Origin of the sequence: Pseudomonas tohonis (genome assembly GCF_012767755.2) — a bacterium.
GTDB lineage: Bacteria > Pseudomonadota > Gammaproteobacteria > Pseudomonadales > Pseudomonadaceae > Metapseudomonas > Metapseudomonas tohonis.
This window is the reverse complement of sequence record NZ_AP023189.1, coordinates 4,474,899-4,495,349: the sequence shown is the minus strand read 5'-3', so window position 1 is coordinate 4,495,349 and position 20,451 is coordinate 4,474,899. Positions and strand designations below refer to the sequence as shown.

Below are 20,451 nucleotides of genomic sequence, written 5' to 3'. Positions count from 1 at the left end.
GTGCCGTAGGTTGGCGCCGAGCGCAGCGAGGCCCAACGACGAGGGATTCGACCTCGCTGCGTTGGGCTTCGTACCTCAGCCCAACCTACGGGTGTGCCATGGCATTTGGCTCACCCCCGGCACACCGCCACGGCTTCCACCTTCACCTCTTCCCGCGCCTTGAGCATCAGCCCGCCCGCCAGCAACAGGGCGCCGGCGGCGAGCAGCAGGGCGGGGCGCAGGCCGCCGCTGAAGTGGCTGCTGAGGGCCGCCAGCAGCGGCCCGCCGAGCTGGCCCAGGGCGAAGCCGGCGGTGAGCAGGCCGACGTTGCGCGCATGCCCCAGCGGGTCGATCTCCCGGGCCCGCTGCATCACCAGCAGCATGCTGGCGAGGAAGGGGCCGCCGCAGAAGATCACGCCCAGCGCCAGGCCGGTCATCCCCGGGAACAGGCAGGCCAGCACACCGAATGCCTGCAGCCACAGCGCGCCCACCAGCCAGCGGCCGGTACTGCCTGTGCCCGGGCGGCGCAGGCTGACCAGCAGCACGCCCAGGGTGGCGATCAGGCCGAAGGCGGGCCAGAACAGGTCGGCCAGCCACTGGCCACGGAACTGCGCGGCGGCCATCTGCGAAAGGAAGGTGGCCGGGATGATGTAGCCGATGCCCACCAGCGAGTACGCCACCAGCAAGGGGTAGAAGGCCCTGGGGCGCGGGCCCGCCGGCTGCAGCGCGGCATCGGCGCGCTCCTGCGGACGCGGCAGCAGCGGGTGGATGGCCAGGGTCAGCACCAGCGCGGTCACGCCGTACAGCAGCCAGGCGCTGGACGAGCCCTGGCCCAGCAGGTTCAGCGCCAGGGCCATCAGCCCGGTGGCCAGCACGCCCAGGCTCGGCCCGGTGAAGATCAACCCGGCCAGGCGCGGCCGCCCGGCCTGCACCGCGACCTGGGCGGCGAGGGCCGTGAGCACCACCAGCACCCAGGCGCTGGAGACACCGGCGGCGAAACGCAGCGCCACATGGGGCCAGAAGCCGAACGCCCAGCTGGAGGCGAGGGTGATGGCGACGCCCGCCCAGAGACCGCCGAACAGGCGGCGATGGGCCTGGGCCGGCGCCGTGGCACGCAGCGCGTCGAGGGCGCCCACCAGGTAGCCGAGGTAGTTGGCGGCGGCGACCAGGCCGGCGCCGGTGAGGTCCACCTGGCCTTCGGCGATCAGGTGCGGCAATTGGGGCGTGAGGGAAAAGCGCCCGACGCCCATGGCGACGAACAGGGCGAGGGTGCTGGCGACGATGCGGATGATGGGCGACATGGCGGCCTCCGGAGTGGCGATGGAGGCCATGCTAGGTTTTTGACTTGTTCAGTTAAAACGAATAATAAAGAACAACTTGTTCATCCAAAGAGAATGGTTGCCATGGAACTCAGTCAGCTGCGCATCTTCCAGGCGGTCGCCGAAGAAGGCTCCATCGCCAAGGCCGCGGTGCGCATGAACCGCGTGCCGTCGAACCTCTCCACCCGCCTGCGCCAGCTGGAGGAGGCCCTGGGCGTGGACCTGTTCCTGCGCGAACGCCAGCGCCTGCAGCTGTCCGCCGAGGGCAAGGTGCTGCTGGGCTACGCCGAGCGCATGTTCAGGCTGCAGGCCGAGGCGGAGGCGGCGCTCAAGGGCGGTGAGCCGGCGGGCGAATTCGTCATCGGCTCCATGTACAGCACGGCGGCCATCCACCTGCCGGGGATGCTGGCGCGCTTCCACCGCCGCTGGCCGGCGGTCAACCTCCAGGTGCAGACCCTGCCCAGCGGCGAGCTGGTCGAGGGGCTGGTGAGCGGCAGGCTGGACGCGGCACTGGTGGACGGCCCCATGGACTACGCCGAGCTGGACGGCCTGCCGCTGTTCGAGGAGACGCTGGTGCTGATCACCAGCCTCGGCCACGCCCCGGTGGCCTCGGCGGCGGACGTGCAGGGCGAATCGGTCTACAGCTTCCGCCCGCGCTGTTCCTACCGCAAACGCATCGAAAGCTGGTTCGCCGCCGCGCGGGTGCCCATGGGGCAGATCATGGAGATCGAGTCCTACCACAGCATGCTCGCCTGCGTGGTCGCCGGTGGCGGCGTGGCGCTGATGCCGCTGTCCATGCTCGAGACCCTGCCCGGCCGCGAAGCGGTGGCGGTGCATCACCTGGCCGAACCCTTCGACCACACCACCACCTGGCTGATGTGGCGCAAGGGCATGCTCGGCGCCAACCTCAAGGCGTGGATCGAGGTGATCGAAGCGGAGGCGGCGCAGGCCGCATGACTGCCCTGTAGGGGCGAATTCATTCGCCCGGCGCCGCCGGATCGCGGGAGCGGATCCATCCGCGAAGGGTATGTGCGGCAGCATGGGTTTCGCTTCGCTTGCGGAACGCTGCCCGACCCATCCGAAAGTCCGTGCGCACCACGTCGTGATGCGTTGGAGGAAGAAGTTGGAGCAGCCGCCAACGCCCCTCCAGGAGGCCGAACGCAGTCGTTGCGCAGGGGGACGAGTGGCATGGATGCCACGAGAGGCGCGACTGGCCATGGATGGCCCTTCGCGCCGGCCCCCAGACGCCACTTGTGGCGAACGCACTTCAGTGCGGCCCGAAGGGCGAGCGTAGCGAGTAACGACGACGGAGTGAGGGCACCCGACGCAGTCGGGCCGGATGATGGGGCAAGCCCTTTTGGTTCCTTTTCTGTGGTTCGGCATCCCGACGACTGAGAAAAGGGACTCGCCCGGCAAGGCGAAACAGGAACCATCAGCAAAACTCGGCAATCAGCTGGGCTCAAATCCCCTAGCAACACTTGACGCAGACAGCGCCAATTCATTCGCCAGCGCCGCCAGACCGTGGGAGCGGATTCATCCGCGATAGGACTCGACCCTTGCACGAGGTCCAACGCCCACCGTTGGGCCTCGCTGTGCTCGGCACCAACCTACGGTGAGCTGATTGCGGACTACGCCACGCTCCCCTGGAAGCTCTGCCGCCACGCCGAGGGCGAGACGCCGAAGGCGCGGCCGAAGTGGTGGCGCAGGGAGACGGGCGAGCCGAAGCCGGCGAGGGTGGCGATCTTTTCCACGCTCTGGTCGGTGCCTTCCAGCAGGCGCTGGGTCAGGGCCAGGCGTTCGGCCAGCAGCCACTCGCCGAGGGGGCTGCCGGTGAGCTGGCGGAAGTGGCGGCTGAAGGTGCGCCGGCTCATCAGCACGCGCTGGGCCAGGCTGTCGAGGCTGTGCTCCTGCTCCAGGTTGCTGCGCACCCAATCCAGCACGCAGGTGAGGCGGTCGTCGCGCGGGCTGGTGGGTAGGGGTTGTTCGATGAACTGCGCTTGGCCGCCCTGGCGATGCGGCGGCACCACCAGGCGCCGGGCCACGCGGTTGGCGGTCTCGGCGCCGCAATGCTGGCGCAGCAGGTGCAGGCAGCAATCGATGCCGGCGGCGGTGCCGGCCGAGGTGAGCAGTTCGCCGTCTTCGAGGTAGAGCACGTCCGGGTCCAGATGCACCTGCGGGTAGCGCTCGGCGAAGTCGCGGGCCCAGGCCCAGTGGGTGGTGGCGCGGCGGCCATCGAGCAGGCCGGCTTCGGCCAGCACATAGGCGCCCAGGCACAGGCCGACCATCTTCGCGCCGCGCGCGTGGGCGGCGACCAGGGCGTCCAGCAAGGCCTGCGGCGGGCGTTCGTCGGGGTGGCGCCAGCTCGGCACTATCACGGTGTCGGCGCTGGCGATGGCGTCCAGGCCAAGCTCGACGGCGATGGTGAAGCCGGCGGTGGTGCGCAAGGGGCCCGCTTCGGCGGCGCAGACGCGCAGGTCGAAGGGCGCCATCTCCGGGCAGGTCTCGCCGAACACCAGGCAGGGCACGGAAAGGTGGAAGGGGATGATGCGGTCGAACGCGACCACGACTATCACGTGTTCCTGCATGGGGGAGGATCCTTGGGGTTGGCCCGATATTAGCGGAAGTTGGCTGTCGGGCCACTCACCCGTCGAGATCGCCAAGGCGAAGAATGCGCTCCAGTCCAATCACCACAAGGAGCTCCACCATGGCCCAGCCGAAGCGTGCGCTGATCGTCATCGATGTGCAGAACGAATACGTCAGCGGCGACCTGCTGATCGAGTACCCGCCCGTGGACCAGTCCCTGGCCAATATCGGCCGGGCGATGGACGCCGCCACCGCCGCCGGCATCCCCGTGGTGCTGGTGCAGCACCTGGCGCCTGAGGATTCGCCGATCTTCGCCCGTGGCAGCCGTGGTGCCGAATTGCACCCCGTGGTGGCCGATCGTGCCCATGACCATGTGGTGCAGAAGGCACTGCCCAGCGCCCTGACCGGCACCGACCTCGGCCCCTGGCTGCGCGAGCGCGGCATCGACACCCTGACCATCGTCGGCTACATGACCCAGCACTGCGACGAATCCACCGCGCGCCAGGCCCGCCACGAAGGCTGGAACGTCGAGCTGCTGCATGACGCCACCGGCTCGGTGCCCTTCGCCAACGACCTCGGCTCGGCCAGTGCCGAGGAGATCCACCGGGTGTTCACCCTGGTCTCTCACACCGGTTTCGCCGCCGTGGCCAGCACCGGGCAGTGGCTCGCCGCCGTCGCCACCGGTGAGGCGCTGCAGCCGGACAACCTCTACCTCTCCAACCAGCGCGCGGTGAGGGCCCGCGGCTGACGCAGCGGCAGGCCCGTCCCGGCGCTCTGGGACGGGCCTGCCGGCGTTGCAGAAATATTCCCTGAACCCTGCGGGCAGGGCCCGGTCGATGCAGTGTGCCCCTCACACGAAAAGGACCGAGCCATGGGCGAGCCCAACCCCCTCAATGTCGTCTTCAGCCTTGCCGCCGGGCTGTTCCTGGTGATCGTCCTGGCCGGCTTCGCCCGTGCCGATGACGCCTTGCCGCCCCCCGACCCGACCCACAAGGTGAAGAACTACAGCAAGGTCCAGGGCTGGGCCGATGGGCAGACGCCCGTCGCCCCCAAGGGCTTTCGCGTCAACCGCTACGCCGGCGAGCTGAACAACCCGCGCTGGCTGTACGTGACGCCCAACGGCGACGTGCTGGTGGCCGAGGCCAACACCGAGCTGAAGGACGACAAGGCCAGGGAAAAGGCGCGCAGGGACGGCAAGCTGCAATCGCAGAACTACGGCAGGAGCGCCGACCGCATCACCTTGCTGCGCGATACCGATGGCGACGGCGTGGCCGAGCAGCGGGTGACCTTCCTCGATGGCCTCAGGCAGCCGCTGGGCATGCAGGTGGTGGGCGACTGGTTCTACGTGGCCAACACCGATGCGCTGTGGCGCTACCCCTACCAGCCGGGTGACCTGAAGATCCACGGCGAGGGCGAGAAGATCCTCGACCTGCCGGCCGGCGGCTACAACAACCACTGGACGCGCAACATCCTCGCCAACGCCGACAATTCCAAGCTCTACATCTCGGTCGGTTCGGCCAGCAACCTGGGCGACCACGGCATGCAGGAGGAAGAGCGCCGCGCCAACATCCTCGAGATCAACCCCGACGGCAGCGGCGAGCGCATCTTCGCCAGCGGCCTGCGCAACCCGGTGGGCATGGGCTGGGCACCGGGCACGCAGGACCTGTGGACGGTGGTCAACGAGCGCGACAACCTCGGCGAGGACCTGGTCCCGGACTACCTGGCCAAGGTGGAGGCGGGCGCCTTCTACGGCTGGCCCTATGCCTACTTCGGCCCCAATGAAGACCCGCGCCTGGCCGGCAAGCGCCCGGACCTGGTGGCCAGGGCGCGCAAGCCCGAGCTCTCCCTGGGCGCGCATACCGCATCGCTCGGCCTGGCCTTCTACACCCAGCAGGCCTTCCCCGAGCGCTACCGCGACGGTGCGTTCGTCGGCCAGCACGGCTCGTGGAACCGCAGCGCGCTCTCCGGCTACAAGGTGGTTTTCGTGCCGTTCGAGAACGGTGAGCCGAGCGGTGCGCCGGAGGATTTCCTCACCGGCTTCGTCAAGGATGCGGACAAGGCCGAGGTCTTCGGTCGCCCGGCGGGCATCGCCGTGCTGCCCAGCGGCGCGCTGCTGGTGGCGGATGATGCCGGCAACAGCTTGTGGCAGGTTCGTGCCGAACCCTGAGGGGAAATTTGATCCAGGGCATTTTCGCTTTGGCGCGGCAGGACTACTCTGTACCTGGCAGCGGAATCGTTCCGTTCGCCGAGGGCGGCCAACCTGATTCGGGCCGCCCGACCAACCTTTTGATCGATTGGAGGGGCCCATGAAAGCTTGGCTGAGCCATATCGCCTGGCAGTTGTCCGTGACCCTTGGGCTGAGTGAGCGCCCGCGTCTGCAACCCATCCCCGTACGCAGCGACGAGCAGCGTCGTCTGGCCGAGCAACGTCGGCGCCGCTAGGGCGCCTTGTGCGGGTCGCCTGCGCGGTCAGTCGTGCGCCTTGAACCAGGCACCGATCAGTTCGCGCAGACGCTCCCCGGAGAAGCTCGGGAAATGCCCGCCATGCACGGTGCGAACCGGAAGTTCGCGCAGCCGAGCGAGGCTTTTCGCGTAGTCATCCAGGTCCGAGTGGTAGGCGTCCTCGATCAGCGGCCCGTCGTAGACGATATCGCCGCTGAACAGGGTGCCGGTCCGCTCTTCCCACAGGCTGATGCCACCGGGTGAATGCCCGGGGGTGTGCAGCACCTGCAGCGTCCTGTCCCCCAGGTCCAGCACATCGCCTTCCTCGATCAGCCGCGTGGCCGGCGCCGCCTTGACGCGGTACTCGGCGTAGCACAGCGGGCAGTCCGGGTGCGCCTCGAACATCTCGTCGCCGACGAAGGCGCGGGCCAGGGTGTTGTCGCCGTCGGGGGTGGCGAGGATGTCCGCCTCGGCGGGGTGCACCAGGCGTTCGTCGAACTCGTGATGGCCGGCGATATGGTCGAAATGGGTGTGGCTGGCCACCGCCAGCAGCGGGCGTTCGGTGAGCCAGGGCAGCTGCTCGCGCAGGCTGACCAGGCCCGAGCCCGAATCCACCAGCACGTCGCGGTCGCGGCCCTGCACATGCCACAGGTTGCAGCGGTAGAAGGGGCGCACATAGGGCTCGCTGATCAGGCTGACGCCGTCGTAGAGATGCTCGACTTCGAACCAGCGGTCGCGGCTGACGATCTTCATCGGGGGCTCCTTTGTTGTGGTTGTGGGAGCAGCATACCTGTCCGGTGCGGGCCATGGAGGGGGTGTTTCCGGCATGGGCGCGTGCCTCGCCCGACTCCGCCTGGTGGAGGTGAAAAGCGACCTCCACCCGACGACCGTGGGAGCGAATTCATTCGCGAAAACGCCCCGGCACACAGAGCCGTAGCCCGGGCTTCAGCCCGGGGCTCTGCTCAAGTCACTCGACTTCAAGGTGCAAAGGGCGGGGCTTCGGCCACTTCGATGATCAGCGGGCGGTCGGCCGGGGCGTTGCGCAGCAGTTCCTGCAGGTGCGCGTGGTCGCGGGCCTTCTCCGCCTGGCAGCCGAAGCCGCGGGCGATGGCGATGAAGTCCGGCGTGTAGATGTCCACGCCCAGCGGGGTGATGTCGCGGCGCTCCATGTAGCGCTTGATCTCGCCGTAGCCCTGGTTGTTCCACAGCAGGACGATGACCCCGACCCGCGCTTCCACGGCGCTGGCCAGTTCCGGCAGGGTGAACTGGATGCCGCCGTCGCCCATCAGGCTGATCACCGGGCGGCCCGGCTCGGCCAGCTTGGCGCCGATGGCCGCCGGCAGGCCGTAGCCCAGGGTGCCGTAGCCGGTGGAGGCGTTGAACCAGCGGCGCGGGCCGTCCAGTTCCACCAGGTGGTTGCCGCTGTAGACGGTCTGCGTCGAGTCGCCGACGAAGCGGGCGTCCGGCAGGGTGTCGAGGATGCACGCGAACAGCCGGCGATAGTGCGCCCAGCCGGAGAAGTCCTCGGCCAGTTGTGCACGTACCCCGGCGGCGCGCTGGGCGCCCGGGCTGGTGGTGCTGGCGTCGCGGGCCGGCAGCTCGGCCAGCAGCACGCGCATGGCCAGGCGGGCATCGCTGTGGATGGCCAGGGCCGGGGCGTGGTTGCGCACCAGTTGCAGCGGGTCGATGTCGATGCGGATCAGCTCGCCGCCGATGCGGAAGTTGCCGTCGAACACCACGTCGTAGTCGGTCTCGCCCAGCTCGGTGCCGATGGCCAGCACCACGTCGGCCTCCAGGGCCAGCTGGCGCACGGGGACCAGCGACTGGTTGCTGCCGATCAGCAGCGGGTGGTCGGGTTGCAGCAGGCCCTTGGCGTTGATGGTCAGCGCGGTGGGGGCATCCAGCGCGGTGGCCAGGGCGCGGGCCTCCGCCTGGGCCTCGACGCAGCCGCCGCCGAGCAGCAGCAGCGGGCGCCTGGCGTTGCGCAGGCGGCTGGCGGCATCACGCAGCTGGGCCATGGCCGGGGCCGGGCGCGAGAGGGCGGCGCGGGGCTGCACCCGCAGGTGGTCGGCGGGCGCGGTGATGATGTCCAGCGGCAGCTGGATGTGCACCGGGCGCGGGCGCTGGCTGTCGAACACGGCGAAGGCGCGGGCCAGTTCCGCCGGCAGTTCCTCGACGCTCATCAGGGTGTGGCTGAAGGCGGCGACGCCGGCCACCAGGGCGCTCTGGTCGGGCAGCTCGTGCAGGTAGCCGTTGCCCAGCCCCAGGCGCGAACGCTCGTTGACGCTGGAGATCACCAGCATGGGGATGGAGTCGGCGTAGGCCTGGCCCATGGCGGTGGTGATGTTGGTCATGCCCGGGCCGGTGATGATGAAGCACACGCCCGGCTTGCCGGAGACGCGCGCGTAGCCGTCGGCCATGAAGCCGGCGCCCTGCTCGTGGCGCGGGGTGATGTGGCGGATGCCGCTGCCGGGCAGGCCGCGGTACAGCTCGACGGTGTGCACGCCGGGGATGCCGAACACGGTGTCGACGCCCCAGGCTTGCAGTTGCTTGACGAGGAATTCACCGCAGGTGGTCATGGCAGTTTCCTTGCTCTTTCAGTGGCCCCCCGAAAGCGGGGAGCCACCCGACTGATAAAACGAATCCCGGCCTGCGGGCGCAGGCCGGAATCCAAGGGTGGCCGCCGGGATGGTGCGGCCGTTCACGCAAACTCAGGCCAGGCTGGTGCTGGCCGCCGGGCGACGGGACAGCAGGCTGACCAGCACGAAGCTGACCAGGCCGACCGCCAGGCTGTAGTAGATCGGCGTGTTGGCATCGAGGCCGTCCTTGACCATCAGGGCGAGGACGGTGACGAAGCCGAGCACCATGCTGGTGATGGCGCCGGCAGTGGTGGCGCGCTTCCAGTAGATGGCGCCGATCAGCGGGATCAGCATGCCGCCCACCAGCAGGTTGTAGGCCACGGTCAGGGCGCTGATCACGTCGCTGACCACCAGGGCGATGCCGAGCATCACCAGGCCCAGCAGCAGGGTGGCGAGGCGGTTCTCGTGCACGTCGCCGTTGCCGCTCTCACGGCCTTTGCGCAGCAGCGGCAGCAGGTCCTGGGTGATGGTGGTGGAGGCGGCCAGCAGGCCGGCGCTGGCGGTGGACATCAGCGCGGCCAGGGCGGCGGCGATGACCAGGCCGCGGATGCCGTTGGGCAGGCTGTGCTCGACGACGCTGGCGAAGGCGTTGTTGACGTTGTCCAGGTCGGGCAGCAGCACCTTGGCGGCCATGCCGATGAGCGCGCCGGCCAGGCCGTAGAGGATGCAGTAGAGGCCGGCGGCGGTGCCGGCCACCTTGGCCACGCCCTCGCTGCGGGCGGTGAACACGCGCTGCCAGATGTCCTGGCCGATGAAGATGCCGAAGAAGTAGATGAGGAAGTAGGTGACGATGGTGTCCCAGCCGATGGCGGTGAAGTCCAGGTAGCGGGCGGGCAGCTTGTCCATCAGGGCATTCCAGCCACCGGCATCGCTGATGGACATGGGCATCAGCAGGAACACCAGGCCGACGGTCATGATCAGGAACTGCACGATGTCGGTGAGGGTCAGCGACCACATGCCGCCGATGGTGGAGTAGAGCACCACCACGCCGCCGCCGATGAGGATGGCGACCCAGAAGTGCAGGCCGAACAGCACCTGCATGACGGTGCCGATGGCGATGGTCGAGGTGGCGCCGATCATCAGCGCATACACCAGCATGATCAGCGCGCTGGCATGGCGCGCGGCGGGGTTGTAGCGGCGCTCCAGCACCTGGGTGACGGTGTAGATCTTCAGCTTCAGCAGCGGTTTGGCGAGGAACAGGCTGAGGCCGACGATACCCAGGCCGATGGCGCCGCAGAGCCAGAACCCGGAGATGCCATGGACATAGCCCAGGCGCACGGTGCCGATGGTGGAGGCGCCGCCGAGCACGGTGGCGGCCATGGTGCCGAGGTAGAAGCCCGGGCCGAGGTTGCGCCCGGCCACCAGGTAGTCGTCACGGGTCTTGGCGCGGCGCATGCCGTACCAGCCCAGGGTGAGCATCGCGGCTACGTAAAGCAGTACGACGAAGATATCCAAGGCCATTGTTCAGCTCTCTCTTTCTCATTGTTGTAGCTCAGGCGGGTCAGGCCCGAGGGTATGTGGCTCGCGGTCGATCCATCGGTGATGCACCGGGGCGGCAGCCCCCGGGTCGGTGGTGTCGCCGGCGGCCGGACCCTGGCCGCCGGTGTATCGGGTTGGGTTCAGGCGGCGCTGGCGTCAACCAGGCCGGCGGCGCCGGCGCGCTTCACGCGCACCCAGCGCGGGCCCTTGGGGCCGTATACCTCGGCGGCTTCGGGGAACAGGTTGAGCAGCGCCAGGTAGAGGAGGGCGGCCATGCCCAGGGTCACCGGCAGGCTGACGTCGATGCCGCCGGCCAGCTCGCCCAGCGGGCCGACGAACTGCCCCGGCAGGTTGACGAAGCACAGGCCCACCAGCGCGCTGGGGATCCAGGCGCCCATGCCGCGCCAGTTCCAGCCGTTGTGGAACCAGTAGCGGCCGCCGGTCTCGCCACGGGTGAACACCTGCAGGTCGTCCGGGCAGTAGAAGCCACGGCGGATCACCAGGCCGAGGATCATGATCACCATCCAGGGGCTGGTGCAGGTGATGATCAGCACGGCGAAGGTGGACACGCTCTGCACCAGGTTGAAGGCGAAGCGGCCGATGAAGATGAAGGCGATGGACATCAGCCCGATCATCACCGTGGCCTGTACGCGGTTGAGCAGGCGCGGGAACACCGAGGACATGTCCAGGCCCGTGCCGTACAGCGAGGTGGTGCCGGTGGACATGCCGCCGATCACCGCGATCAGGCACACCGGCAGGAAGAACCAGGTGGGGGATACGGCCAGCAGGCCGCCGACGTAGTTGTTCTGCGCGATGTAGTCCGGTGCCTGCACGGCGACGATGGTCGCGGTGACCAGGCCGAAGAAGAACGGGATCAGGGTGGCCAGCTGCGCACCGATCACCGCCGCCATGATGCGGCCCTTGCTCGCCTCGCGGGGGATGTAGCGCGCCCAGTCGCCGAGGAAGGCGCCGAAGGACACGGGGTTGCTCATGGCCAGCAGGGCGGCGCCGATGAAGGCGGCCCAGAAGCCCTCGCTGCCCACCTGCACCGAGCCTGCGTAGCTGGCGTCGAAGGGGCCGGCGAAGGCGAAGATGCCCAGCAGGAACAGCAGGCTTGCGCTCCACACCGCGACCTTGTTGACCCACAGCAGGAAGCGGAAGCCGTAGATGCACACCGTCAGCACCAGCACGGCGAACAGGCCGTAGGCCAGGCCCAGGGTCAGGTCGGTTTCCGGCAGGCCCATCAGGCGCTTGGCGCCGCCGACCAGTGCATCGCCCGAGCTCCACACCGAGAGGGAGAAGAAGGCGATGGCGGTGAGCAGCGACAGGAACGAGCCGACGATCCGCCCGTGCACGCCGAAGTGGGCGCCGGAGGAGACCGCGTTGTTGGTGCCGTTGATCGGGCCGAACAGGCCCATCGGCGCGAGGATCAGCGAGCCCACCACCACGCCCAGGAGAATGGCCCACACGCCCGCCTCGAAGGACAGGCCGAAGAGCACCGGGAAGCTGCCGAGCACGGCGGTGGCGAAGGTGTTGGCGCCGCCGAAGATCATGCGGAACAGGTCGACGGGCCTGGCGTTGCGTTCGTGGTCGGGGATCTGCTCGACACCGAACGTCTCGATTCGGGTCAGGCTTTGCTCGTTATTGTTGTTATGCATCGTTGTTCTCCCGGGGGAGCCTCATCAGGTTTGGGGCAGGTGCTCCGGCATGGCCGACAAGTGCTCGTGACAGGCCAGCCAACGGCCCTGTTCTTGTTGTTGGCGGAAGACGATGGTCTCCCGCTCCAGGCTCGTGATCGCCTCACCGCCCACACGCAGGCGGGTGACCACTTCGTGCATGAAGATCGCCACGTCGCCCTGCAGGCTCAGCAGCGGATTGCGCGATTCGCAGCCCAGCACGCGGAAACCCTCGCGCTGCCAGGCATCCCAGAGTTCGCGGTAGGCCGCGCGGCCCTGCAGCACACCGGGGGTGGTGTGGAACAGGAAGCTGGCGTCCTCGCTGAAGGCGGCGAAATAGGCCTCGGTGTCGTTGCGGGCGAAGGCGGCCACCAGTTCCCTGGCGGCCTCCATGACCTGTGCGTGGCGGTCCATGCTCAGCGACGCTCCACGCCGGGAAGGATGCAGAGCATTTCGTACAAAAGGTTGGCGCCCAGCAGGGAGGTGTTGCCGGTGGTGTCGTAGGGCGGGGAGACCTCGACCAGGTCGCAGCCGATGATGTCCAGGCCCTGGCAGCCACGGATGATCTCCATCGCCTGGATGGTGGTCAGCCCGCCGATCTCCGGGGTGCCGGTGCCGGGCGCCCAGGCCGGGTCGATGCCGTCGATGTCGAAGGACAGGTACACCGGGCCGCCGCCGACCTTCTCGCGCACCTCGGCCATCAGCGGGGCCAGCGACTTGTGCCAGCACTCCTCGGCCTGGACCACGCGGAAGCCCTGCTTGCGGCTCCAGTTGAAGTCCTCGGCGGTGTAGCCCTGGGCGCGCAGGCCGATCTGCACCACGCGGTCGCAGTCGAGCAGGTCTTCCTCCACCGCGCGGCGGAAGGTGGTGCCGTGGGCGATCTTCTCGCCGAACATGTGGTCGTTGACGTCGGCATGGGCATCGATGTGCACCAGGCCCACCTTGCCGTGCTTCTTCTTGATGGCCCGCAGGATCGGCAGGGTGATGGTGTGGTCGCCGCCCAGGGTCAGCGGCAGGATGCCGTGGCCGAGGATGCGGTCGTATTCCTCCTCGATGATGCGCACGGCGTCGAGCAGGTTGAAGGTGTTGATGGCGACGTCGCCGATGTCGGCCACGTTCAGCGAATCGAAGGGGGCGGCGCCGGTGGCCATGTTGTAGGGGCGGATCATCACCGACTCGGCGCGGATCTCGCGGGGGCCGAAGCGGGTGCCGGAGCGCAGCGAGGTGCCGATGTCCAGGGGCACGCCGACGAAGGCGGCGTCCAGGGCGTCGAGCTCGGCGGGGGTCTGGATGTGGGGAAGGCGAAGCATGGTGGCGATGCCGCCGAAACGGGGCATTTCATTGCCGCCCAGGGGCTGGTGGAGTTTCTTGTCCACGGGGTGGCCTCACGTTTGTTGTGGTTGTCGTGGGGCGATTCTGGTGACCTGGCGATGCGGGAAGAATCCCCACGGGCAAATAATCACTTCAGGTATTTCTAAACTATCCGCAGCAGGTAGACTGCGCCGATCTGTCGCAGCTGGCTGCTCCCTGTAGGGGCGAATTCATTCGCCAAGGGCCGCGAAGCGGCCCCGGTCGGGGCTTGTGGAGGGCAGGCCGCTGGCCTGCATGGCGAATGAATTCGCCCCTACAGATTTGTGCTGCCTTTCAAATCCCATGGAGTTTCCATGTCCAACACCCTCCCCGACCTCAAGCTGCTGCGCATCTTCGCCACCGTGGTGCGCAACCAGGGTTTTGCCGCCGCGCAGCAGGAGCTGAACCTCTCCACCTCGGCCATCAGCACCTACATGAGCCAGCTCGAAGGGCACCTGGGCCTGACCCTCTGCCATCGCGGCCGGGGCGGCTTCAGCCTGACCAGCAAGGGCGAGCTGTTCTACCAGGAGACCCTGCGCCTGCTCGGCGAGCTGGAAGGCTTCGAGCGCTACTCCGCCTCCCTCAAGGGCGAGCTGCGCGGCACCCTCAACCTGGGCGTGCTCGACTCCACCGTCAGCGACCCGGCCCTGCCGCTGGCAGAGGTCATCGGCGCCTACAGCCGGGAACACGCCGGCGTGCACCTGCACCTCTCGGTGATGAGCCCCTACGACCTGCAGCTCGGCGTGCTGGAGAACCGCCTGGACCTGGCCATCGGCGCCTTCTCCACGCGCATGAACGGCCTGGTCTACCAGCCCCTTTACCGCGAGCAGCACTGGCTCTACTGCAGCGACCGCCACCCGCTGTTCGCCGAGCGGCGCATCCCCGCCGAGGTCATCACCCAGCAGCGCATGGTCGGGCGTGGCTACTGGAGCCAGGCGGAGCTGGCGCGCCACGGCTTCAAGCACAGCGCGGCGACGGTGGAATCGATGGAGGCGCAACTGATCCTGGTGCTCTCCGGTGCCTACATCGGCTACCTGCCGGAGCACTACGCCCAGAGCTGGGTCGACCAGCAGCGCCTGCGCGGCCTGCTGCCGGCCACCTTCGGCTACCAGGCGCCGTTCTCGATGATCCTGCGCCGGGGCCGTGCCCGCGAGCCCTTGATCGTCACCTTCCGCGACCTGCTGCGGGCCCAGTTGAACCTGCGTTGACTGCCGCTTCGCTGGCGTTTCCCTGACGCTTGCGAGGCTTCCTGCGCGTTGATGCCAAAATAATGGCTGGTGCCTCTGGCGGCGCTGCAAGCCTGTGCTAGACCTAATTTCTGTGGGCCAGGACGTACACACGTACCAATCACAGGGATTTGCGCATGCGCCAGAATCTACCCGTCACCCAGCGTGAAAGAACCTTCCCGGCCACCGAACGCCTGATCTCGACCACCGATCTCAGCAGCAAGATCACCTACTGCAACGACGCCTTCGTCGAGATCAGCGGCTTCTCCCGCGAGGAACTGGTCGGCCAGCCGCACAACCTGGTGCGCCACCCCGACATGCCGTCCGCCGTCTTCGGCCATATGTGGGACACCCTCAAGCAGGGCAAGCCCTGGATGGGCCTGGTGAAGAACCGCTCCAAGAACGGCGACTTCTACTGGGTCAGCGCCTACGTCACCCCGGTGTACGAGAACGGCCAGATGGTCGGCTACGAGTCCGTGCGCTCGCTGCCCACCCGCGAGCAGGTGCAGCGCGCCGATGCCCTCTACGCGCGCCTGCGGGCCGGCAAGGCGCCGGTGCCCTGGATCGAATACTGGAGCTACGACCTGGTCCGTTCCTGGCCGGTGATCCTCGCCACCCTGGTGATCCTCGGCGGTCACCTGCTCATCGGCGGCCCGGCGCTCATCGCCCTGATGCTGGTGACCATGTTCGCCCTCGGCTCCTACCAGCTCTACAGCAAGCGGCAGACCATCCGCCAGACCCTGGCCGAACACCCCAAGGCCTTCACCAGTGGCCTGGTGTCGCTGACCTATTCCAGCAACAAGGGTGCGCAGGCGCTGCTCGACATGGCCATGATCAGCGAGGAAGCGCGCCTGCAGACGGCCCTCACGCGGCTGGAGGACGCCGGCATCAACGTCAAGCTGCGCGCCTCCGACTCCTCCCGGCTGTCACGCTCCAGCGCCGAGCTGCTGGAGCAGCAGCGCAGCGAGACGGACCAGTCCGCCACCGCCATCAACCAGATGGCGGCGACCATCCAGGAGGTCTCGCACAACGTGCAGAACACCGCCCATGCCGCCGAGGAGGCCGACCGCCTGGCGCAGCAGGGGCGCGGCCTGGCCGGGGAGAGCCTGAGCGCCATGCAGCACATGGCCAGTGCGGTGAGCGAGATCGGCCAGGCGGTGAACGAGCTGGCCAACTCCACCCAGTCCATCGGCAGCGTGGCCGACGTCATCACCTCCATCGCTGAGCAGACCAACCTGCTGGCGCTCAACGCCGCCATCGAGGCGGCGCGGGCCGGCGAGCAGGGCAGGGGCTTCGCCGTGGTGGCCGACGAGGTGCGCTCGCTGGCCTCGCGCACCCGCCAGTCCACCGAGCAGATCCACCAGATCATCGCCTCCCTGCGCTCCGGCGCCGACCGCGCGGTGGCCACCGCCAACCGGGGCGAGGAAATCTCCCGCGACAGCGTCGGCAGCGTCGAGGCCGTCGGCAAGGCGCTCGATGGCATCAGCCAGGCGGTGACCCGCATCACCGGCATGAGCCAGCAGATGGCCGCCGCGTCCGAACAGCAGAGCCACGTGGCCGACGACATCAGCCGGCAGATCACGCGGATCGCCCAGCTCTCCGACCACAGCGCCGGGCAGGCCCAGGAGGGCGCGCAGATCAGCCAGGACCTCGAACACATGGCCGAGTACCTGCACAGCCTCGCGGAGCGGTTCAACCGATAGCGACCGGGCATGGGCGGCGGAGCCACGCAGGAGGGTGCGGCTCCCGGGGCAGGGATGCCCCACTTCCCCGAACCCCGCCCCCGTATCCGTAGGATGCGGAGCTCCATGCATGACGATAGGCCGCGCTCGACTCCGCCTGGTGGAGGTAAAAAGCGACCTCCACCCTACGCAGCGGTCATCTCCTTGCCTCTGTAGGGGCGAATTCATTCGCCCAACGGCGCACAGCGCCGCCCGTCCCGTGGGCGCTCATTCATTCGCGAAAAGGGTCCACGCCGTGCTCGGCATCCATGGCAGAATCCGCCCCCATGTCCCGCTCCCAATGCCCCCGCTGCCAACGCCCCGCCAGCCATTGCCTGTGTCCGCTGATCCCCAGCCTGCCCAGCCGTACGCGCGTGCTCGTCCTGCAGCACCCGAGCGAGGTGGGGCATGCGCTGAACACCGCGCGGCTGGCGGCGCTGGGGCTGGAGAATGCCGAGCTGCGGGTGGGCGAGCAGTTCCCTGGACTGGCCACCGAGCTGGCCGACCCGCGCCATGACGCGCGCCTGCTGTTCCCGGGGGACGAGGCCGTGTCGCTGGCGGAGGTGGCCGGCAGCGCCGGGCGCCCGTTGCTGCTGGTGGTGCCCGACGGCACCTGGCGCAAGGCGCGCAAGCTGCTGCACCTGAACCCCGCCCTGGCGGCCTTGCCGCGGGTGACGCTGCCGGCCGGGGGTATCTCCCGCTACCGGCTGCGCAAGGCCCCGGCGCCGGGGGCCCTGTCGACCATCGAAGCCATCGCCCAGGCGCTGGACCTGCTCGAAGCGCCGGCCCGTTTCGATGCCCTGCTCAAGCCCTTCGAAGCGCTGATCGAAGGCCAGATCGCCGCCATGGGCGAGGAGACCTTCCAGCGCAATCACGGCCAGCCTCAGCCCGACTCCCCCTCGCGGGAGAAGCCGTAGGCGCGCTCCACCCGGGCGATGCGTACCTCGAAGGCGTCGTACCAGTCCGCCCGGCCCCGTGCCCGCGCCAGGCTGTGCTCGCCCTGGCGTTTCCAGGCGAGGATCGCCGCCTCGTTCTCCCAGTAGGACACCGTGATGCCCAGCCCATCCGCCCCACGCGCCGACTCCACGCCGAGGAAGCCCGGCTGTTGGCGTGCCAGCTCGACCATGCGCTCGGCCGTGTCGCCGTAGCCGTCGTCGAGAGTGGTGCGCCGCGAGGTGAAGATCACCGCGTAGTAGGGCGCTGCCGGTGTCCGGGCGAACCCCTGCCCGCCGCCGCTCATTGCGCGCAGGCCTGGACGAAGGCCGCCACCAGCGGCGGCAGGCGCCCGGCCAGGGCCGCGCGTTCCGGCTGGAACAGCGTGGCGACGAAGAAGGGGTGACCCTCCAGCTCCACCGCGCGCACCTCGCCGCTGGCGTCCCGCGCGCCGACACGCAACGGCCCGCCCAGCAACGCCGCCTCGAACTGCGGGTTGAGCCCGTAGCGGCAGCGGTAGCCCTCGAAGGCGAGCGGCGCGCCGTAGGCCCGGGCGATGCGCGATCCGGCCGCCAGGTGCACCGCGTCGATGGCTTCCACCAGGGAGCAGGCCAGTGGCGCGATCACCTGGCGACCCGCGTCCGGTGCCGTCTCGCCGTGTTCGGCGTCGGCCCAGCCGAGCACGTTGCGCGCGTATTCCAGCAACGCGTGCTGGAAGCCGCCGCAGGTGCCGAGGAAGGGCACGCCGTGGCCCCGGGCATGTTCGATGGCGCGCAGCGCGCCCTCGGTGTCGCGGTAGGGGCTGCCCGGCACGCACCAGATGCCGTCGAAGCGGGCGAGGGCGTTCGCCTCGACGCGGTCGGTGGCCAGCCAGGCGTGATCCAGGCCGATATCCAGCAGCGACGCGGCCAGCGACAGCGCTTCGGGAATGGCCTGGTGGGCGGTGATCGAAAGGTCCTGGTCGCCGATCAGGGCGAGGCGGATGCGGGAAGTGCGAGGGCGGGCCATGTCCGTTCCTTGTCTGCGGCGCGATATGCGCGGTGGCAGGCGGACTATATAGTTGCGCTTCGGCACTCAATATTGGCGAAAACACAATTGATCATTGCAGCTGCGCACTATCGCCTCGAGCACGGCGACCTCGCCCTGGTGCTCGCCCTGGTCCGTGGCGGCAGCCTGGCGCGGGCCGCCGAGCTGCTGCAGGTGGACGTCTCCACCGTGTTCCGCGCGGTGCGCAGGCTGGAGAAGGCCCTGGGCGAGGAGCTGTTCGAGAAAAGCCGCGCCGGCTACCTGCCCGGCAGTACCGCGCTGCTCCTGGCGCAGCAGGCGGAACAGGCCGAGCACGCCCTGGAGGCCGCACGGGTCGCGCTGGAGCAGGGGCGCGAGGTGCTCGCCGGCACCGTGCGCCTGACCTGTACCGACTCGGTGCTGCATGGCCTGCTGCTGCCGGCGCTGGCGCGCTTCATGCCCAGCTACCCGGCCCTGCACCTGGAACTGGCCACCTCCAACGACTTCGCCAACCTCAGCCGCCGCGACGCCGACATCGCCCTGCGCCTGACCACCGCGCCCCCGCAGCATCTGGTGGGGCGCTGCCTCGGTGCCGTGCCCTACGCCCTCTGCGCCAGCCCCGCGTACCTGCACGGGCGCGACCCGGCGGACCTGGCAGCCATGGCCTGGATCGCCCCGGACGAATTCCTGCCCAACCACCCCAGCGTGGTCTGGCGCCGCCAGCGCTTCCCGGCGCTGGTGCCGGCCTATCGCTGCAACAGCATGCTCGCGGTCGCCCAGATGGCCCGGGCCGGCCTGGGCGTCGCGGCCTTGCCGCGTTTTCTCATCGAGGACGGGCTGCAACCGCTGGAGGCCGACCTGAGCCCGTGCGACACCGCCCTGTGGCTGCTGACCCGTCCCGATTGCCGCGCCTTGCGCTCGGTGGTGACGCTGTTCGACGAACTGGGCCGCAGCATCCGGCTGGGACCCTGAAAGGGGTGTGCTCGCTTAGCTCCATAGGTAATTAACAAATGAAAATTGATTATTTATGGATATAAAAAGCGCGGTGATAGTCTCCTCCCCATCGAGTCACTCCAGCGCTCCCGAGGAGACATCCATGAGCCGCACCGCAGACGTCATCGACCTCAACAGCTACCGTGTACGCCGCCAGGCGCGCCGCATGGCCGAGCTGATGTGGAGCATGTACGCCCTGCGTTCCGGCTACGCGGCCCACCAGCTCGTCCAGAGCGGGTCGCTGGATCGCTCGCGGGAGGCCTGAGGCATGAGCGTCCCCAGCTCATTCCTCGCCCCGGATAGCCCCGCCCTCGAACTCGCCCAACCCAACGCCGGCAACCGCGACGACGACCTGATCAGCCAGCGGGTCGCCCATAACCTGTTGCGCCTGCGCAGCAAGCGGCAACTGTCGCTCGACGCCCTGGCGCGGCTCTCCGGCGTGAGCCGGGCGATGCTGGCGCAGATCGAGTCGGGGCGCAGCGTCCCCTCCATCAAGGTGCTGTGCAAGGTCGCCCAGGGGCTCAAGGTCTCGGTCGCTGCCTTCCTCGACGACCGCGCCTTCTCCGGTGTCGCGGTCCTGCCGGCGGCGCAGAGCAAGCGCCTGGTCAGCGCCGGCGAGGGCTTCGTCAGCCGCGCGCTGTTCCCCTTCGAGGTGAAGCGCCAGGCCGAGTTCTACGAAGTGCGCCTGGCCGGCCTCACCACCGAGGAAGCCCAGCCCCACGCGCCGGGCACCCAGGAGAACCTGGTGGTCGCCCAGGGCGTGCTGGAAGTCAGCGTCAACGACGAGCGCTACCTGCTCTCCACCGGGGATTCGATCCTCTTCTACGCCGACCAGCCCCACAGCTACCGCAACCCGGCCAACAGCGAAGCGGTCATCTACCTGGTCATGACCTACCCGGAAAGCCTGGATTAGGCCGGCGCCAACAGCGCTTTTGTGGGTGCGAATTCATTCGCGATGGAATATCCGGCCATTCGCAGCCCTGTGCCTGCGGCGGGTCTTTCGCGGCTGAAGCCGCTCCCACAGTGTGTGGGGGAGCGGGTGCAAAGCCGGTGATGGGTTTCGCTGCGCTCTACGCCATCCCACGGGCCGGTCATGGCATCGCCCTC

Annotated in this window: 19 protein-coding genes and 2 pseudogenes; 11 read left to right on the top strand and 10 right to left on the bottom strand. The window is 68.8% G+C overall.

The genetic code is table 11. The annotated features are described in order from the left end of the window. Positions 1–110: 110 nt before the first annotated feature. Positions 111–1,280 carry a YbfB/YjiJ family MFS transporter gene (locus HSX14_RS20310; RefSeq protein WP_173178911.1) on the bottom strand — a complete coding sequence of 390 codons (1,170 nt, stop codon included), beginning with the start codon at positions 1,278–1,280 and terminating at the stop codon, positions 111–113. A 102-nt stretch (positions 1,281–1,382) separates the two neighbouring features. On the opposite strand from HSX14_RS20310, the gene ptrR reads away from it, so the two are divergent. Further along, the gene (gene ptrR, locus HSX14_RS20305) at positions 1,383–2,255 is read left to right on the top strand and encodes a putrescine utilization regulator PtrR (protein WP_173178912.1); all 873 of its coding nucleotides are present in this window, start codon (positions 1,383–1,385) and stop codon (positions 2,253–2,255) included. Between the two features lie 671 nt (positions 2,256–2,926). Here ptrR and HSX14_RS20300 read toward each other — a convergent pair. Further along, complete coding sequence (locus HSX14_RS20300) at positions 2,927–3,883, bottom strand: helix-turn-helix domain-containing protein (RefSeq protein ID WP_173178913.1); 957 nt, start codon at positions 3,881–3,883, stop codon at positions 2,927–2,929. A gap of 119 nt (positions 3,884–4,002) precedes the next feature. Between HSX14_RS20300 and HSX14_RS20295 the strand changes: the two genes are divergently transcribed. The 3 genes from HSX14_RS20295 to HSX14_RS31425 all read left to right on the top strand — a co-directional run bounded on the left by HSX14_RS20295 (position 4,003) and on the right by HSX14_RS31425 (position 6,322). Then, positions 4,003–4,629, top strand: coding sequence for a cysteine hydrolase family protein (locus HSX14_RS20295; RefSeq protein WP_173178914.1), 627 nt, complete (start codon positions 4,003–4,005; stop codon positions 4,627–4,629). A 123-nt stretch (positions 4,630–4,752) separates the two neighbouring features. Continuing rightward, positions 4,753–6,048, top strand: a complete 1,296-nt coding sequence (locus tag HSX14_RS20290; protein WP_173178915.1) for a PQQ-dependent sugar dehydrogenase — start codon at positions 4,753–4,755, stop codon at positions 6,046–6,048. 139 nt (positions 6,049–6,187) lie between these two features. Then, complete coding sequence (locus HSX14_RS31425) at positions 6,188–6,322, top strand: PA1414 family protein (RefSeq protein ID WP_256604856.1); 135 nt, start codon at positions 6,188–6,190, stop codon at positions 6,320–6,322. Between the two features lie 27 nt (positions 6,323–6,349). On the opposite strand, the gene HSX14_RS20285 is transcribed toward HSX14_RS31425, so the two are convergent. From HSX14_RS20285 to speB, 6 genes are all read right to left on the bottom strand, one after another. Further along, positions 6,350–7,075: an MBL fold metallo-hydrolase gene (locus HSX14_RS20285; RefSeq protein WP_173178916.1), complete on the bottom strand. Its 726-nt coding sequence runs from the start codon at positions 7,073–7,075 to the stop codon at positions 6,350–6,352. A 224-nt stretch (positions 7,076–7,299) separates the two neighbouring features. Further along, a complete protein-coding gene (locus HSX14_RS20280) occupies positions 7,300–8,901 on the bottom strand; it encodes a 5-guanidino-2-oxopentanoate decarboxylase (protein WP_173178917.1) in 1,602 nt (533 codons plus the stop codon). A 132-nt stretch (positions 8,902–9,033) separates the two neighbouring features. After that, complete coding sequence (locus HSX14_RS20275) at positions 9,034–10,422, bottom strand: sodium:solute symporter family protein (RefSeq protein WP_173178918.1); 1,389 nt, start codon at positions 10,420–10,422, stop codon at positions 9,034–9,036. A 158-nt stretch (positions 10,423–10,580) separates the two neighbouring features. Continuing rightward, entirely contained in the window at positions 10,581–12,098 is a 1,518-nt protein-coding gene (locus tag HSX14_RS20270; protein ID WP_173178919.1) for a purine-cytosine permease family protein, read from the bottom strand. A 24-nt stretch (positions 12,099–12,122) separates the two neighbouring features. Continuing rightward, complete coding sequence (locus tag HSX14_RS20265; protein ID WP_173178920.1) at positions 12,123–12,530, bottom strand: YybH family protein; 408 nt, start codon at positions 12,528–12,530, stop codon at positions 12,123–12,125. Positions 12,531–12,532: 2 nt separating this feature from the next. Further along, positions 12,533–13,492: an agmatinase gene (speB, locus tag HSX14_RS20260; protein WP_173178921.1), complete on the bottom strand. Its 960-nt coding sequence runs from the start codon at positions 13,490–13,492 to the stop codon at positions 12,533–12,535. A 288-nt stretch (positions 13,493–13,780) separates the two neighbouring features. Here speB and HSX14_RS20255 point away from each other — a divergent pair, with 288 nt between their 5' ends. The 4 genes and pseudogenes from HSX14_RS20255 to HSX14_RS20245 all read left to right on the top strand — a co-directional run bounded on the left by HSX14_RS20255 (position 13,781) and on the right by HSX14_RS20245 (position 17,330). After that, a complete protein-coding gene (locus tag HSX14_RS20255; protein ID WP_173178922.1) occupies positions 13,781–14,674 on the top strand; it encodes a LysR family transcriptional regulator in 894 nt (297 codons plus the stop codon). Positions 14,675–14,829: 155 nt separating this feature from the next. Continuing rightward, positions 14,830–15,114 (top strand): annotated as a pseudogene (locus tag HSX14_RS31695) (PAS domain-containing protein); the annotation flags it as partial. A gap of 306 nt (positions 15,115–15,420) precedes the next feature. Next, a pseudogene (locus HSX14_RS31690) lies at positions 15,421–16,395 on the top strand (methyl-accepting chemotaxis protein); the annotation flags it as partial. Between the two features lie 305 nt (positions 16,396–16,700). Beyond that, positions 16,701–17,330 carry a tRNA-uridine aminocarboxypropyltransferase gene (locus HSX14_RS20245; RefSeq protein ID WP_173178924.1) on the top strand — a complete coding sequence of 210 codons (630 nt, stop codon included), beginning with the start codon at positions 16,701–16,703 and terminating at the stop codon, positions 17,328–17,330. On the opposite strand, the gene HSX14_RS20240 is transcribed toward HSX14_RS20245, so the two are convergent. Further along, positions 17,297–17,653, bottom strand: a complete 357-nt coding sequence (locus HSX14_RS20240; protein ID WP_173178925.1) for an antibiotic biosynthesis monooxygenase family protein — start codon at positions 17,651–17,653, stop codon at positions 17,297–17,299. The genes HSX14_RS20245 and HSX14_RS20240 overlap by 34 nt on opposite strands. Continuing rightward, entirely contained in the window at positions 17,650–18,354 is a 705-nt protein-coding gene (locus HSX14_RS20235) for a CTP synthase C-terminal region-related (seleno)protein (protein ID WP_173178926.1), read from the bottom strand. The genes HSX14_RS20240 and HSX14_RS20235 overlap by 4 nt, the downstream gene beginning before the upstream one ends. 87 nt (positions 18,355–18,441) lie before the next feature. Between HSX14_RS20235 and HSX14_RS20230 the strand changes: the two genes are divergently transcribed. From HSX14_RS20230 to HSX14_RS20220, 3 genes are all read left to right on the top strand, one after another. After that, positions 18,442–19,323 (top strand): LysR family transcriptional regulator, encoded by an 882-nt coding sequence (locus HSX14_RS20230; protein ID WP_228723469.1) that lies wholly within the window; start codon positions 18,442–18,444, stop codon positions 19,321–19,323. A 124-nt stretch (positions 19,324–19,447) separates the two neighbouring features. After that, entirely contained in the window at positions 19,448–19,609 is a 162-nt protein-coding gene (locus HSX14_RS20225) for a hypothetical protein (RefSeq protein ID WP_173178928.1), read from the top strand. A 3-nt stretch (positions 19,610–19,612) separates the two neighbouring features. Continuing rightward, on the top strand, positions 19,613–20,257 hold the full coding sequence (locus tag HSX14_RS20220; protein WP_173178929.1) for a helix-turn-helix domain-containing protein: 645 nt from the start codon (positions 19,613–19,615) through the stop codon (positions 20,255–20,257). The last annotated feature ends 194 nt before the right edge of the window (positions 20,258–20,451 follow it).

Coding starts and splice junctions, on each gene's coding strand:
- HSX14_RS20310 (WP_173178911.1), bottom strand. CDS start 1,280: ATGTCGCCCATCATCCGCATCGTCGCCAGCACCCTCGCCCTGTTCGTC.
- ptrR (WP_173178912.1), top strand. CDS start 1,383: ATGGAACTCAGTCAGCTGCGCATCTTCCAGGCGGTCGCCGAAGAAGGC.
- HSX14_RS20300 (WP_173178913.1), bottom strand. CDS start 3,883: ATGCAGGAACACGTGATAGTCGTGGTCGCGTTCGACCGCATCATCCCC.
- HSX14_RS20295 (WP_173178914.1), top strand. CDS start 4,003: ATGGCCCAGCCGAAGCGTGCGCTGATCGTCATCGATGTGCAGAACGAA.
- HSX14_RS20290 (WP_173178915.1), top strand. CDS start 4,753: ATGGGCGAGCCCAACCCCCTCAATGTCGTCTTCAGCCTTGCCGCCGGG.
- HSX14_RS31425 (WP_256604856.1), top strand. CDS start 6,188: ATGAAAGCTTGGCTGAGCCATATCGCCTGGCAGTTGTCCGTGACCCTT.
- HSX14_RS20285 (WP_173178916.1), bottom strand. CDS start 7,075: ATGAAGATCGTCAGCCGCGACCGCTGGTTCGAAGTCGAGCATCTCTAC.
- HSX14_RS20280 (WP_173178917.1), bottom strand. CDS start 8,901: ATGACCACCTGCGGTGAATTCCTCGTCAAGCAACTGCAAGCCTGGGGC.
- HSX14_RS20275 (WP_173178918.1), bottom strand. CDS start 10,422: ATGGCCTTGGATATCTTCGTCGTACTGCTTTACGTAGCCGCGATGCTC.
- HSX14_RS20270 (WP_173178919.1), bottom strand. CDS start 12,098: ATGCATAACAACAATAACGAGCAAAGCCTGACCCGAATCGAGACGTTC.
- HSX14_RS20265 (WP_173178920.1), bottom strand. CDS start 12,530: ATGGACCGCCACGCACAGGTCATGGAGGCCGCCAGGGAACTGGTGGCC.
- HSX14_RS20255 (WP_173178922.1), top strand. CDS start 13,781: ATGTCCAACACCCTCCCCGACCTCAAGCTGCTGCGCATCTTCGCCACC.
- HSX14_RS20245 (WP_173178924.1), top strand. CDS start 16,701: ATGTCCCGCTCCCAATGCCCCCGCTGCCAACGCCCCGCCAGCCATTGC.
- HSX14_RS20240 (WP_173178925.1), bottom strand. CDS start 17,653: ATGAGCGGCGGCGGGCAGGGGTTCGCCCGGACACCGGCAGCGCCCTAC.
- HSX14_RS20235 (WP_173178926.1), bottom strand. CDS start 18,354: ATGGCCCGCCCTCGCACTTCCCGCATCCGCCTCGCCCTGATCGGCGAC.
- HSX14_RS20225 (WP_173178928.1), top strand. CDS start 19,448: ATGAGCCGCACCGCAGACGTCATCGACCTCAACAGCTACCGTGTACGC.
- HSX14_RS20220 (WP_173178929.1), top strand. CDS start 19,613: ATGAGCGTCCCCAGCTCATTCCTCGCCCCGGATAGCCCCGCCCTCGAA.